Origin of the sequence: Paenibacillus sp. FSL H8-0259 (assembly GCF_037963255.1) — a bacterium.
In the GTDB taxonomy this organism is placed as follows: Bacteria; Bacillota; Bacilli; order Paenibacillales; family Paenibacillaceae; genus Paenibacillus_AQ; species Paenibacillus_AQ phytohabitans.
Map to the genome: position 1 here is coordinate 2,905,574 of NZ_CP150147.1, position 12,911 is coordinate 2,918,484.

The 12,911-nt window shown below is 51.6% G+C and carries 14 protein-coding genes; 9 read left to right on the forward strand and 5 right to left on the reverse strand.

The features are described 5' to 3' along the window. Window positions 1–175 precede the first annotated feature (175 nt). Window positions 176–565, forward strand: a complete 390-nt coding sequence (locus NSU01_RS12180; RefSeq protein WP_039299722.1) for a DUF1499 domain-containing protein — start codon at window positions 176–178, stop codon at window positions 563–565. A 176-nt stretch (window positions 566–741) separates the two neighbouring features. Here NSU01_RS12180 and tpx read toward each other — a convergent pair whose 3' ends face one another. Next, window positions 742–1,260 carry a thiol peroxidase gene (gene tpx, locus NSU01_RS12185; protein WP_042135733.1) on the reverse strand — a complete coding sequence of 173 codons (519 nt, stop codon included), beginning with the start codon at window positions 1,258–1,260 and terminating at the stop codon, window positions 742–744. A gap of 113 nt (window positions 1,261–1,373) precedes the next feature. On the opposite strand from tpx, the gene NSU01_RS12190 reads away from it, so the two are divergent. Together NSU01_RS12190 and NSU01_RS12195 are read left to right on the forward strand one after the other, a co-directional pair. Continuing rightward, window positions 1,374–2,000 carry a rhomboid family intramembrane serine protease gene (locus tag NSU01_RS12190; RefSeq protein WP_042135735.1) on the forward strand — a complete coding sequence of 209 codons (627 nt, stop codon included), beginning with the start codon at window positions 1,374–1,376 and terminating at the stop codon, window positions 1,998–2,000. 14 nt (window positions 2,001–2,014) lie between these two features. Continuing rightward, window positions 2,015–2,932: a LysR family transcriptional regulator gene (locus NSU01_RS12195; RefSeq protein WP_039299738.1), complete on the forward strand. Its 918-nt coding sequence runs from the start codon at window positions 2,015–2,017 to the stop codon at window positions 2,930–2,932. A gap of 40 nt (window positions 2,933–2,972) precedes the next feature. Here NSU01_RS12195 and NSU01_RS12200 read toward each other — a convergent pair whose 3' ends face one another. After that, the gene (locus NSU01_RS12200; protein WP_039299808.1) at window positions 2,973–3,647 is read right to left on the reverse strand and encodes a zinc metallopeptidase; all 675 of its coding nucleotides are present in this window, start codon (window positions 3,645–3,647) and stop codon (window positions 2,973–2,975) included. A gap of 36 nt (window positions 3,648–3,683) precedes the next feature. Continuing rightward, window positions 3,684–4,115 (reverse strand): MerR family transcriptional regulator, encoded by a 432-nt coding sequence (locus NSU01_RS12205; protein WP_076244237.1) that lies wholly within the window; start codon window positions 4,113–4,115, stop codon window positions 3,684–3,686. 678 nt (window positions 4,116–4,793) lie between these two features. Between NSU01_RS12205 and NSU01_RS12210 the strand changes: the two genes are divergently transcribed. Genes NSU01_RS12210 through NSU01_RS12220 form a run of 3 tightly spaced genes read left to right on the forward strand, consistent with a single transcriptional unit; the run spans window position 4,794 to window position 8,044 of the window. After that, a complete protein-coding gene (locus tag NSU01_RS12210; protein WP_042135739.1) occupies window positions 4,794–6,182 on the forward strand; it encodes an ammonium transporter in 1,389 nt (462 codons plus the stop codon). Window positions 6,183–6,224: 42 nt separating this feature from the next. Beyond that, window positions 6,225–7,298 (forward strand): DUF294 nucleotidyltransferase-like domain-containing protein, encoded by a 1,074-nt coding sequence (locus tag NSU01_RS12215; protein WP_042141006.1) that lies wholly within the window; start codon window positions 6,225–6,227, stop codon window positions 7,296–7,298. Beyond that, window positions 7,295–8,044: an exonuclease domain-containing protein gene (locus tag NSU01_RS12220; RefSeq protein ID WP_042135741.1), complete on the forward strand. Its 750-nt coding sequence runs from the start codon at window positions 7,295–7,297 to the stop codon at window positions 8,042–8,044. Before NSU01_RS12215 ends, NSU01_RS12220 begins: the two co-directional genes overlap by 4 nt. Here the strand turns inward: NSU01_RS12220 and NSU01_RS12225 are convergent. Further along, on the reverse strand, window positions 8,030–8,500 hold the full coding sequence (locus NSU01_RS12225) for a M67 family metallopeptidase (RefSeq protein WP_052421788.1): 471 nt from the start codon (window positions 8,498–8,500) through the stop codon (window positions 8,030–8,032). The genes NSU01_RS12220 and NSU01_RS12225 overlap by 15 nt on opposite strands. Before the next feature lie 132 nt (window positions 8,501–8,632). On the opposite strand from NSU01_RS12225, the gene NSU01_RS12230 reads away from it, so the two are divergent. Then, complete coding sequence (locus NSU01_RS12230; RefSeq protein WP_042135743.1) at window positions 8,633–9,193, forward strand: TlpA disulfide reductase family protein; 561 nt, start codon at window positions 8,633–8,635, stop codon at window positions 9,191–9,193. 95 nt (window positions 9,194–9,288) lie between these two features. Here NSU01_RS12230 and cimA read toward each other — a convergent pair whose 3' ends face one another. After that, window positions 9,289–10,908: a citramalate synthase gene (gene cimA / locus NSU01_RS12235; protein WP_076244239.1), complete on the reverse strand. Its 1,620-nt coding sequence runs from the start codon at window positions 10,906–10,908 to the stop codon at window positions 9,289–9,291. A 270-nt stretch (window positions 10,909–11,178) separates the two neighbouring features. On the opposite strand from cimA, the gene NSU01_RS12240 reads away from it, so the two are divergent. Further along, complete coding sequence (locus NSU01_RS12240; RefSeq protein ID WP_076244242.1) at window positions 11,179–12,471, forward strand: DNA polymerase IV; 1,293 nt, start codon at window positions 11,179–11,181, stop codon at window positions 12,469–12,471. A gap of 158 nt (window positions 12,472–12,629) precedes the next feature. Next, window positions 12,630–12,872: a ferredoxin gene (locus NSU01_RS12245; RefSeq protein WP_036702186.1), complete on the forward strand. Its 243-nt coding sequence runs from the start codon at window positions 12,630–12,632 to the stop codon at window positions 12,870–12,872. Window positions 12,873–12,911 lie beyond the last annotated feature (39 nt).

Here is a 12,911-nt window from a genome sequence, read left to right on the forward strand (position 1 = left end):
TGTGAGCACTTGTAAGTGCATTGCTGTTCCCGCCAGCTAATGGAAGCGGGATGTTAGGACTGCCCTGTCTGGCCGGGCTATTTACCCGGACAAAGTGCGCTATGCTCTTTTGTTCCGGGGATAAGAGTGTTACACTTAGAGTAATGAACTTGGGATTTGAAGAGGGGGAAGAATTTTGTCGTTGAAAAGAACCTTGGTCGGTTTATTTCGCAGTCATGACGGAACAAGCGACCGTGCAAAAGATCCGACACTCAAAACACGTTATTACACTCTTTCAAGAGACAAGGCGTGGGATGAAGTATCCGCAACGCTGAAGAAGATTCCTGGATTCAAAGTGCTTCACGAAGTACAGTCTGTAGGGGAGATCACCCTGGAGAAGAGAACGGCGTTCGGCCGCACACTGGATATCACCGTATCTGTGCTGAGTACCTCGCCGGTACGCTGTGCCGTAGATATGTATTCCGCATCCAGAGGATCGCTTGGCGATTTGGGTGCCAATTACCGTGTCATTCAGCGTCTGTACCAGTCACTGGATAAGAAGCTGGGCAAATATAAGGCTGACTAAGAGCAAGCTGCACTTTTCTGTCCAGAGATTGTATGCGGTTTCTAAGCGCGGTACAGGCCGTGCCGGGCATTAATAAATAGGGCTCATCATACGCAAAAAGCGGGAGAAGGATGACCTTCTGCCGCTTTTTTTCACAAAAGTAAGACTGAAAATGTATAAGTATGGTGCGCTTGCGGTTACAGCAGTGCCCGAACAGCAGAGATGGCAGCTTCATAGTCCGGATGCTCCGCCATTTCGCTGAGGTATTCAACATAAGCCAGCTTGTCATTCTTGTCCACAACGAAGATGGAACGCATATCCAGACGGAATTCCTTGATCAGTACGCCGTAGGCTTGTCCGAAAGAGGTTTCCTTATGGTCGGAGAGTGTAATTACACTGTCAATGCCTGCAGCGCCGCACCAGCGTGCCTGAGCGAAAGGCAGGTCTGTGCTGATAGTGAGGATAACCACGTCATCGCCGAGACCGGCAGCCTCGCTGTTGAAGCGGCGGGTCTGTGCATCGCACACGCCGGTGTCGAGGGAAGGCACAACGCTGATCAGCTTTATTTTGCCGGCATAATCACCGAGTGAAGCATCTTCCAGCAGATTCTTGCTTACCACGAATGCGGGTGCGGAATCTCCTGCCTTCAGTTCAGGTCCTACGAGAGTAATGGGATTGCCTTTAAAAGTAGCTACGCCTGTTCTTTCTTGCGTCATGTCCTTGTTTCCTCCTTGGATTGCAATATTGGATTGTTACTGCCACAATAAATTATAATCTTTTTAGAAGCTGAATGTCGAGCCGGACAAACATACATAAAAGGATGGGTGCTATGATTTTCATACGATACGAGAAGTGGAAAAGTTATCTCCGGTATTATCCGGTAACCTGTGTGCTGATTCTGGCCAATGTGCTGATGTTCATTGTACTGTCGCTGAATGGCGGCTCAACGAATCTGCAGACTCTCGTGAAGTTCGGGGCAACGGTAAATGTCGGACCGGAGAAAGATGAGCTGTGGCGCTACGCTGCGGCCATGTTCCTGCATAACGGGTTTGCCCATCTGTTCTTTAACAGTTTCGCCCTGCTGGTATTTGCGCCTCCCCTGGAGCGGCTGATGGGCTGGTGGCGGTATGCGCTGCTGTATCTGGCCGGCGGGTTCCTGGCGAACCTTCTGGGGGTTGCCATCAGCGGCCGCGGAGTAGTAGAGATCGGGATTGTCTCTGTAGGCGCCTCTGGAGCCATCTACGCCGTTTATGGAGCATTCCTCTACATTGCGTTACTGCAAAGAACGATGATGGACGAGGGCTCGCGCAAGACGCTGTACGGCCTCCTGGTGATGGGGATTATTATGTCGTTTGCCACACCGCATGTAGATTATATGGCCCATATCGGCGGTCTGATAGCCGGCTTCTTCATTTACGGACTAATGATCCGCGTGTTCAAACGAAACCGACGATAAGAGAGGGTGTAGATGTGGAGCTTAGACAGCTGCAGTATTTTCTAAAGGTTGCCCAAAAGGAACATGTCACCAGAGCGGCGGAGGAGCTGCATGTCGCACAATCTGCAGTAAGCCGCCAGATCCATCAGCTTGAGCAGGAGCTCGGTGTAGATCTGTTCATGCAGAAAGGGAGGAACCTGCAGCTTACTCCCGTCGGACAGCTCTTTTGCAAAAGAGTAGAGTCGCTCCTTAATGAACTGGACCGTTCAGTGGCGGAGGTTCATGAATTCCTTGATCCGGAGCGCGGGGAGATCCGCATCGGCTTCCCGCATAGTCTCGGGACCCATCTCATTCCTTCCATTGTTGCGGAATTCCGCCGTCATTATCCGCATGTTAAATTCCGCTTTAAGCAGGGGGCCTATCCGTCGTTAATTAAGGATGTGATTTCGGGTGAGGTGGATCTGGCCTTCATTTCTCCATTTCCGGAGAATGACGGGCATGTGGCCGGAGATATTGTGATGACTGAAGAGTTGTTCGCCATTCTGCCGCAGAATCATCCGCTGGCCGGAGAGGAAGTGATCCGGCTGGAACAGCTGCGGGAAGAGAAATTTGTCTTATTCAGCCAAGGCTACTCACTGCGGCCGATTGTATGGCAGGCTTGTCTGCAGGCGGGCTTCAAGCCGCAGATTGCTTTTGAAGGCGGGGAGACAGATACGATCCGCGGTCTGGTAGCTGCCGGGATGGGAGTGAGTCTGCTGCCGGAGATGGCGTTCTACCAGACCAATCCGATGCAGCCGGCGCAGGTCCGGGTCGTTGAACCCTCGGTTACAAGAACGGTGGGGCTGATTCACAGGGCGGACGGCAAGCTGCCGCTGGTGGCCCGTTCATTCCGTACCTTCCTGCTAACCTATTTCAAAGACAGACAGCAAAACAATACCCCGGTCGGCTCATAGCCTACCGGGGTATTGTTTGTAATTATCTAAGGGTCTGCTCTTAGTCGCGGTTCCCCAGGAACATGAGGATCAGCCGGATAAGCTCAAGCAGCGAGACTAATGCTGCTGCCACGTACGTGAGTGCTGCGGCATTCAGGACCTTGGCGACCCCGCGTTCCTCTTCATTGCGGATGAAGCCTTGCTGGACCATGATCTGGCGTGCCCGGCTGCTGGCATTGAACTCAACAGGCAGCGTGACAAGCTGGAAAGCTACTGCGGCCGAGAAGAAAATGATCCCCAGGCCAATAAGATTCAATGAGCTGAAAATAAAACCGGCCAGCAGCATAAAGGGTGCAACACCTGATGCGAAGTTAACAACCGGGAACATCCGGTGGCGGAGTGTCAGCATCGGATAATGTTCCTTATGCTGAATCGCATGGCCAATCTCGTGACAGGCGACAGAAACCGCTGCGATGGAGCTTTCATAATATACGGGCTCAGACAGCCGGACAACACGGTTGATAGGGTCGTAGTGGTCGGAGAGGGTGCCCCGTACCGGTTCAATGGGTACATCGTATAATCCGTTGGCGTCGAGCATGCGGCGTGCGGCTTCATATCCGGTCAATCCATTCATGTTGGGCACCTTGGCCCATTTCTTGAAATTACCCTTGACCCTGAACTGCGCCCACACGGAGAAGATAAAAGCGATAATTAATAATAGATACATTAGGGGCATCATATGTCTCATTCCTCCACTTTAAGTTACAAGCTGTTACATTGGCGGCCCCTGCGTCAGCAGAAGCCGGATCGCTTCCATGCAGGCAACACCTTGCGGAATTAATGCTGCTAATGCCCGGTTGGCCTGTCCGGGCTTCAAACCGCTAATTACCGGTTCAAGAGCCTTGACCTCGCGCTCAAGCTGCTGCATCTGAATCTCAAGCTGAACCAGTTTGCCCGAGACCTCGGCTTCCGGTGTAGCTGCGTTCCATTTGCCCATCAGGGATTTGATTTCTTCCAATGTATATTTCTCCTGCTTTAGCTGATTAATACGTTGTAAATTGATCAAGGTTTCATGACTGTACAGCCGGTAGTTCTTCATGCTTCTTGATCCGGGTGTAATAAGTCCGAGCTTCGTATAATAATCAATGGTACGTTCACTTGTGCCGGCCGCCTTGGCCAGCTCACCAATCCGGTAAAGGGTCATATCTCCAAGTCATCTCACCTCGTTCGAAGCGGCAGGCTGTAATACAGCTATGTGCTCTGCTTCATTTATTATTCTTATAATTAATGATACCAAATCGCAAACCATACAGTCAAACGTCACACTTACTTAAAGTATATGCTGTAATTTCTGAAAGATTCGCTGTTTATTTATATGAGGGATACCTTCTTTGCGGAGTGCGGGAGCACAGATTTCCATAATGGTGGGGATTCAGACAGGGAAGGCAAGATTAATATATAACACGACATGTGATGTATAGACTTAAGAACCCAAAATATCCCGGATATTATACTCAGCCGCTTAGGAAAAGCGGTTAAACATATTTTATATTGAAGATAAACAAGGGTGATGTCAGGCAAAATCCGGCATGAAATGGTATGTTTACTAACTGATGTTAATAAAAATACATAATGAAAGATCTAGAATCCTACACGAAGTGTATGCGCTTGCATCCTTGACTGGTATGGAAGTTGGCGGTTTCTGCGGATTATCTGCGATCTGGCGGGGGAATTGTCATACGGTGAATAAATCGTGAGCTTCCGATAATAAATTAAAACATTCAAAAAAATAGTCTTGTCAATTTCCCTGACTTCTGATTATAATGACATTAAGAGTTTCACGCTTTGTTAGAAAATATAACATTGGGGAGTGGGGTAAAGTATGAAAAAAAAGATGTTGATGATGTTCCTGGCCATGGTTACACTGATGATCTATCCGGTCAGCGCATTTGCAGCTGAGGGTCCGGCAACACCGGATCTGCAAATCGGACTTGACACTGCGTTTACGTTCCTGGCATTTATCCTTGTATTCTTTATGCAAGCTGGTTTTGCAATGCTTGAAGCAGGTTCGGTCCGGATGAAGAATGCCGGCCACGTTGCCGGTAAGACGGTATTGACACTGGCCATTGCAAGCTTGTGTTTCTGGGCTCTGGGCTTTGGTCTTGGCTTCGGTAACGGCAATAGCTTCTTCGGTACTACAGGATTCTTCTACGGTGGAGATACAACGGCTTCCTCGTTCGAATCCCTGTTATTCTCCGATGTCACTCTAAATGTTAAATTCCTGTTCCAAATGGCTTTCGCAGCGGTTTCTCTGGCGATCGTATCCGGTGGTATGGCGGAACGTGCGAAGCTGAGCGTATACATCATCTTCGGAATTCTTTTCTCAGTAGTGATCTACCCGGTTGTAGCTCACTGGGTATGGGGCGGCGGCTGGCTGGCTGAGCTGGGCATGCAGGACTATGCAGGTTCCACAGTTGTCCATCTTACAGGTGCAACTGCAGCTGTTGTGGCTACAATCCTCCTTAAACCCCGTCTGGGCAAGTTCAATAAAGAAGGTAAACCGGTTATCATTCCTGGTCACAACCAGGTATTCACAGTACTCGGCGTTATCATTCTCTGGTTCGGCTGGTTTGGCTTCAACCCGGGTAGTGCATTGTCCCCGATGGGCGGATTCTTCGGCCACGTGGCACTGACAACGAACCTGGCTGCTGCGGCAGGCGGTCTGGCGGCACTGATTGCTTCTTGGCTGTACTTCGGCAAGTCGGATATTCCGGCAATGCTGAATGGTGTTCTGGCTGCACTCGTTGCTATCACTGGTGCCTGTGCATTTGTAGAACCTTGGGCAGCAATTCTTATTGGATTTATCGCTGGTGCATTCACGTTCATGACATCACAGTGGCTGGAACGTGCAGGTCTCGACGATCCGATCTACGCCTTCTCCGTTCACGGTATTGCAGGGATGTGGGGAGCCATTTCTACAGGCTTGTTCGCAACACCTGAGCTTGTTGAAACTGTTGGTGTCGGTAAAGCCGGTTTGTTCTACGGCGGCGGGGCACATCAGCTGGGAGTACAGGCGCTTGGTGTCATCGGAACCTTTGCTTTCGTAGCGGTGATGTCCTTCATTATCCTCTACGTGATGAAGATGGTTATCGGACTTCGTGTAACGGAAGAAGAAGAATTGATGGGTCTGGATATCAGTGAGCATGGTACTTACGGTTATCCTGAACAAATGAAACTGATTACAGAATCGGAATCCAAACCCTTGAAATAATTATATCTTCTACTCAATAGGGAGGCGGACCGAGTGGCTTCGATGGAGACAGCAGACTGGAACGAAGATGAAAGATACTTGTCCATCGTAACGGCCGGTTCGCCGCAGGAGCTTAAGGCCAGGCGTACCGCTTGTCAAAAAGTACTTCTGGAGCAATTAAACGTTATTCCGGTTGAGGAATGGATGTGCCGGGTGAATGCAATGCATGATCAGATTGCAAGAACCGCGGTACACATATGTGAGGCGCAGATGAAGGAGGCGGGCTATGGCCTGCCTCCCTGCGCCTATTCCTTTATTGTATTCGGCAGTGCAGGCAGACAGGAAGCTACGCTGTGGAGTGATCAGGATAATGGTTTGATTGTAGAAGGAGAGCTGGATGGGCTCAAGAAAAGCTATTTCGAAGCCTTTGGAGCCATGTTGTCCGATGTGCTTGAAACTACAGGATACGAGAAATGCGATGGCAAGGTGATGTGCTCAGAGCCTTTGTGGCGTAAAACACTGCCTGAATGGGAGCATCAGCTGGCGGGATGGATGGAGCAGCTGGAATGGGAGCCTGTCCGTTACCTGATCATAGCTTCTGATATGCGCCATGTGGCCGGCAGCGTAGAATTGTCCGCGAGGTGGAAGGAAGCTTTTCATGCCGGTTTTGCAGACAATCACAAACTGGCGATGGCTGTGCTGCGCAATACCGTGCGTCATAAAGCAACGCTTAATCTGCTTGGACAGGTGCTCACGGAACGGTTTGGCGATTATGCCGGCGGTTTTGATGTCAAATACGGGCTTTATATCCCGCTTGTCAATATTGTCAGGCATTTGTCGCTGCTGCACGGGATAGAGGATTCTTCGACGCTGAAGAGGCTTGAGCATTTGGCTGGACTGGACAAATACCAGCATCTTGAAGAGATCCGGCGGGCATTTCTGACTGCCTTGAAGATGCGTGTGAATACGCCTTATACGGTGGAGGACGGTTTGCTAGCAAGCAGTGATTACTATGCCGAGAATGATTTGAAGAATAAGCAGCTCAGAAGTGAGCTGCGGGAAAGTCTGCTGCTGGTCAGGCGCCTGCACAAGGCCCTGCAGCGTCAGCTCCGGTCCGCGGAAAGGAGACAGCCATGAAGGAGCCGAACAAAGGCGGAGGGTTCTGGAATAACCTGAGACAAGGCGGAATGCCATCCGCCATCGCTTCCATGAGAGGCGGAGAATCGGCGCAGCAAACCGCACAGCAGATGGCTTTTATCCGTTCTCTTATGCGCGAAAAACGGCGTCCGGAAGTGCTGCACACGCCGCTCTCTGAGCTGGAGACCGTTATATTTGATCTTGAGACTACCGGCTTCTCCCATCAGGGCGGGGATGAAATTATGTCCTTCGGGGCGATCCGTGTGGTAGGGGAAGAGATCAAGGAAGACGAATGTTTCTATACGCTCGTGAATTGCGGGACAGCTATTCCTGATAATATTACCAGGCTGACCGGGATCTCAGAGGAAATGACATCCAGTGCCCCGTCTTTGATGGACGGACTGCACAATTTCATGTCCTTTGTAGGCCAGAGAGTACTGGTAGCGCATGGAAGTGCACATGATAAATCTTTTCTGAATGCCGCCTTATGGAAAACCTCCAAGGTCCAGCTGACCCACCGGGTACTGGATACGATGATGCTGGCCCGCTGGCTGGAGCCGCACCGTAGTAATTACACGCTGGATGAGCTGCTGGCCATCCACGAGATCCCGATTGAAGGCCGTCATCATGCGCTGGAGGATGCCAAAATGACGGCGAAATTATGGGTAGCGTATCTCCGGCAGATTTCCCAGAAGAACCAGGTGGAGACACTGGGCGATCTGTACGCTTATCTAAGCAGGACTTAAGGGCACATGCTGTAAGGCAGGTGTCTGTGCAGAGCCATTGCTGTCCGTACGCTGTATTAGGAAGCCGTTCAGCAGCGGAGTACCGGTATGGCCGGTTCCCGGAGAGCCGATCAGGTATACCTTGAACTCAGGCCCCAGCGAAGACAGGCCGTTCAGATCGGCAAGAGAAGGCCAGGGCGCAGCATGCGGATGGGAGTGGAAGAATCCGACAGGTGCGGGTTCACGGTATACGGCTCTGATCCACTCTCCGGGATCAGGTACGAAAGAATGCAGCGGGTCAGGCGCTACGTTGCGTACCGGCACATAGTTGTCGATACACATGCCGCCCGCTGCGGCAGCTCCCAGCAGGATTCCGCAGGCTTCCTGCGGATAACAGGATAGCAGATGCTTCCCCAGCATATGCTGTACGGAAGAGCTCAGTCTGATCGACTGGGGGATTCCCTGGCTCGCTGTCATATCTTCACCCCTCTCTCTTCATGGGATTTCGTCTTTGACGGAATCCTCTTTTTTTATTGCAAATAACGTTTGAAACTGCAGCAGGTGGGGGTACAATAGAGGAAAATCCTCTAAGCAAAGGAACTGACTCCTATGAAAGCAGTCCATAAACGGAATTTGACTGTTCTGGCCCTGATTGTTTTTCTGGCCGTTCTTGCCATAGAGCATAGAAGCAAGGCTGAACCGAAAGCGGTCGCGGTCCTTCAACAGCAGGCGGAGCCGGAGACAGGTGCTTCCGCAGGCTTGAGAGCTCCTTCATTCATGCTGCAGGAAGGCGACAAACGGTATGAAGTCGGGGGAGCCAGGGAGAAAGCGGTAATGCTGAATTTCTGGGCCTCCTGGTGTGATCCCTGTCAGCAGGAAGCTCCGGAGCTGAACAAGCTGGCAATGAAATACAGCGATGTGCTGGATATTTACGGCATCAATGTTACCAGCCAGGATTATAAACCGAACGCAGAACGGTTTGTCAAAAAGTACATGCTGGCTTTTCCGGTGATGTATGATCTGAAAGGCCAGATCTTCGATAAATATAATGGAGCCGTATTCCCGACCAATGTACTAATTGACAAGAAGGGTGTAATTAGCGAGATCATTCTGGGTGTCCTGACCGCTGAGGAATTGGAGCAGAAGATTATCGCCTTAACCGGCTCCTGACGAGGCCGGCGGCAAGGTGCTGCAAAGCCCTCCGGTGCGGATGTACTTCCGCACCGGAGGGCTTTTGATTTTGAACAACCTATGGATAAAGGCAGTTAGTGATTGACTAAGCCTCTCGGCTCACTGCTGGCCTGGGTGCCATGATCCAGCGAAATCTGTCCGAGCAGGGCATAGCGCATAGAATCGACCAGTGCCTCCCAGCTTGCTTCAATCACGTTGCTGGATACGCCTACTGTGCTCCAGGTGTCTCCGTAGTCTTTGGATTCAATGAGTACGCGAACCTTCGCTGCGGTCTGGTCCTGCTCGTCAAGCACCCGGACCTTATAGTCGGAGAGGTGCATATCCTTAAGCTGCGGGAAATACGTCTGCAGCGCCTTGCGCAGCGCGTTATCCAGCGCATTGACCGGACCATTGCCTTCTGCGGCAGTATACAGGTTCTCGCCGCCGACCTTCAGTTTGACGAAGGCTTCAGAGACGACGGGGCGGCCGGCAGTTTTCTCTACCAGCATCTTGAACGACTCGAAGGTGAACAGCTCGTTCATCTCCCCGGTAGCTTCCCGGAGCAGCAGTTCAAGCGAGGCATCCGCCCCTTCGAACTGATACCCCTGATGCTCCAGGTCCTTGATCTTATCAATAACCTTGCGGGCCTGTTCGCTGCTTGGATCGAGACTGAGCCCCATCTCCTGGGCTTTGGACAGCACATTGCTTTGTCCTGCGAGTTCAGAGACAAGCACACGCTGTTTGTTGCCGACCAGCTCGGGAGCGATATGCTCATAGGTGCGCGAATCGCGCAGAATGGCCGAGACATGAATGCCGCCCTTATGGGCAAAAGCCGCGGTTCCGACATAAGGCTGGTTTACCGGCATGTTCACGTTGGCGACTTCGCTGATGAACCGGGCGGTGTTGGTTAATTGGGGTAACGAGTCTCCCGGGATACAGTGATACCCCATCTTCAGCTGCAGGGTTGGAATGATGGAGCACAGATTGGCGTTACCGCAGCGTTCGCCGTAGCCGTTGATGGTTCCCTGGACCTGACGTACACCCGCACCGATTGCGCTTAAAGTGTTAGCTACCGCAAGCTCGCAATCGTTGTGTGTATGAATGCCCAGAGCAGCACCCGGAAGCTGGATGCCCATGCCGGAGACCATCTCCTGAATTTCATGCGGCAGGGTTCCGCCGTTGGTATCGCACATTACAAGCCAGTCGGCTCCGGCTTCGCGGGCACGGGCGAGTACGGCAGAAGCATATTCGGGATTGTTCTTATACCCGTCGAAGAAATGCTCCGCATCGAAAATGACCTCCAGTCCCTGACGTTTCAGGTAGGAGATGGAGTCGCCGATCATGGCAAGGTTCTCTTCAAGGGTAGTCTGCAGCGCAGTATGAACGTGGAAGTCCCAGGACTTCCCGACCAGGGTCGCTGCCGGAACGCCGGCATCAATCATTCTTTGCAGCCCGTCGTCGTGCTCCGCTACCGAATTCTTGCGCCGGGTGCTGCCGAATGCCGTGATTTTGGCATTCAGGTGGAGCTCCTGGACTCTTTTGAAAAATTCGATGTCTTTATTGTTGCTTCCCGGATTGCCGCCTTCAATATAATGGACACCCAGATCGTCGAGTTTCCGGGCAATCTTCAGCTTGTCATCCGCCGACAGACTGATCCCTTCGCCTTGAGTGCCGTCGCGCAGGGTAGTATCGAAGATGGAGATAGACTTAGACATGAGTGTCCTCCTAAAAGTGTTGTTTGGCATAACTTCCTTGAAACCGCTTCGTGCAAAACTGGCCTCGGAAGCATTAGCTTAAGTTGTAGTTGTAGTTAGCATACACATATATGAAATTAATTTTTATATTATAGCATTTTTACGCGGGAAAGTAACAAAGAACTTTTCACTTAAACGCCACATGAGGCTCTTCTGCAAGTTGACCTCCCGCTAGGTGAAGAGGTATGCTGACAATAACAATGGAACCCTGAAGATAAGAAGGTCGATACCATGCAGAATGTGGATCAGTATTATCCGGCAAGCGGCAGGGTTATTCTACATGTGGATATGAATGCCTTTTACTGCTCGGTGCATGAGGCGGAGGATCCGGAGCAGTATAAAGGTAAAGCGACGGCCGTTGCCGGGAGTGTGGAGTCCAGACGGGGGATTATCGTCACTTGCTCCTACGCCGCACGCAGGCTGGGCATCTCAACCGGGATGCAGGTGCAGAAGGCGCTGCGAATCTGTCCATCCTTAATCCTTATTAAGCCGGACTTTCATTTATACCGCAAGTACTCGAATGCATTTATGCATATTGCCTACAGCTATACTCCGCTGCTTGAAGCGGTATCGATAGACGAATGTTATCTGGATATTACCGGTTCGCGCCAATTCGGGACCCCTCCGCAGATTGCCGAGGCGCTGCAGCGGCGTATTATGGAAGAGCTGGGTCTGCCCTGCTCCATAGGGATTGCCCCCAATAAACTGCTGGCGAAGATTGCCTCTGATCTCAAAAAGCCGAATGGCATATCCGTGCTGCGGCTGCGCGATGTGCCGTCCATTCTATGGAACAAACCCTGCAACGAGATGTTCGGAATCGGCAGCAAGACGGCCGAGAAGCTGAAGAAGCTGGGCATCTACAGCATTGGACAGCTGGCGGCAGCGGATGAGGCGATGCTGGTCGGACATTTTGGCGTGATGGGCTCGTGGCTGAAGCGGGCCGGCAACGGGATCGATCACGGGGTAGTGAACCCTGAGCGGGAACAGAGCAAGTCCATCGGCCACACGACTACGCTGCCGCGGGATGTGGTGGGGCTGGCGGAGGCGCGTCCAATCCTGCTGAATCTCAGCGATCAGGTGGCGCGGCGGCTGCGGAAGCAGGGTCTGGTCGCTGCGGGAGTGCAGCTAACGATCCGTACACCGGATATGAAGACGATTACCCGTTCGCGCCAGCTGGAGGCACCTACAGAGAGCGCTGAAGACATCTATAAGGCTGCCCTGGATCAGTTCGCGCGCCACTGGAAGGGCGACAAGCCGGTACGGCTGCTGGGGGTGACCCTTCAGGGGCTGACGCTCAAGGAGGATTCCGCCATTCAGCTGGACTTGTTCGATTACGAACGGCAGCCGAAGAAGGAATCGCTGAATAAGGCGATGGATATGCTGCGCAACAAGTTCGGCGAGAATGCGGTGCTGACAGCAGGGATGCTCACCGACAGCCACTCGGCGCGGCTGCGTAATCACAAGGAGCGGGGGACTTCACTTCAGAAGGACAATCTTAGCGGCGCGGACCGGGATACCGACTGAGATATTGGCCCGGAATAGCAGCATGATGCGGCCGGTTAATAGGGCAATACTGTAAACACATTGAAAATTCATTGAAATTGTATCCTATTTATATTAATATGAGAAAAATAACAGGCTGCTACTGCAGGCTGTATTGTTTAACGGGAGGCAGAGATAAAATGGCTAAGTACACTTGGGTCGAAAAAGATACATGCATCGCTTGTGGTGCTTGTGGCGCGACGGCCCCTGATATTTTTGATTACGATGACGAAGGTTTGGCAGAAGTGATCTACGAGAATGACGGTAACCACGGGAATGTAGTGATTCCGGACGACTTGTTCGATGACCTGCAGGATTCCGCTGACGGATGTCCAACAGACTCCATTAAGATTGCGGATGCGCCGTTCAACAAAGAAGGCTAAGTCCGGACTTCAATTCATCAGTACCTAATGTAAGGATCA

Excerpts from the sequence above, each read along its gene's own strand:
- tpx (WP_042135733.1), bottom strand. The coding sequence starts at position 1,260 with ATGACGCAAGAAAGAACAGGCGTAGCTACTTTTAAAGGCAATCCCATT.
- NSU01_RS12190 (WP_042135735.1), top strand. The coding sequence starts at position 1,374 with ATGATTTTCATACGATACGAGAAGTGGAAAAGTTATCTCCGGTATTAT.
- NSU01_RS12200 (WP_039299808.1), bottom strand. The coding sequence starts at position 3,647 with ATGCCCCTAATGTATCTATTATTAATTATCGCTTTTATCTTCTCCGTG.
- NSU01_RS12205 (WP_076244237.1), bottom strand. The coding sequence starts at position 4,115 with ATGACCCTTTACCGGATTGGTGAGCTGGCCAAGGCGGCCGGCACAAGT.
- NSU01_RS12210 (WP_042135739.1), top strand. The coding sequence starts at position 4,794 with ATGAAAAAAAAGATGTTGATGATGTTCCTGGCCATGGTTACACTGATG.
- NSU01_RS12215 (WP_042141006.1), top strand. The coding sequence starts at position 6,225 with ATGGAGACAGCAGACTGGAACGAAGATGAAAGATACTTGTCCATCGTA.
- NSU01_RS12220 (WP_042135741.1), top strand. The coding sequence starts at position 7,295 with ATGAAGGAGCCGAACAAAGGCGGAGGGTTCTGGAATAACCTGAGACAA.
- NSU01_RS12225 (WP_052421788.1), bottom strand. The coding sequence starts at position 8,500 with ATGACAGCGAGCCAGGGAATCCCCCAGTCGATCAGACTGAGCTCTTCC.
- NSU01_RS12230 (WP_042135743.1), top strand. The coding sequence starts at position 8,633 with ATGAAAGCAGTCCATAAACGGAATTTGACTGTTCTGGCCCTGATTGTT.
- cimA (WP_076244239.1), bottom strand. The coding sequence starts at position 10,908 with ATGTCTAAGTCTATCTCCATCTTCGATACTACCCTGCGCGACGGCACT.
- NSU01_RS12240 (WP_076244242.1), top strand. The coding sequence starts at position 11,179 with ATGCAGAATGTGGATCAGTATTATCCGGCAAGCGGCAGGGTTATTCTA.
- NSU01_RS12245 (WP_036702186.1), top strand. The coding sequence starts at position 12,630 with ATGGCTAAGTACACTTGGGTCGAAAAAGATACATGCATCGCTTGTGGT.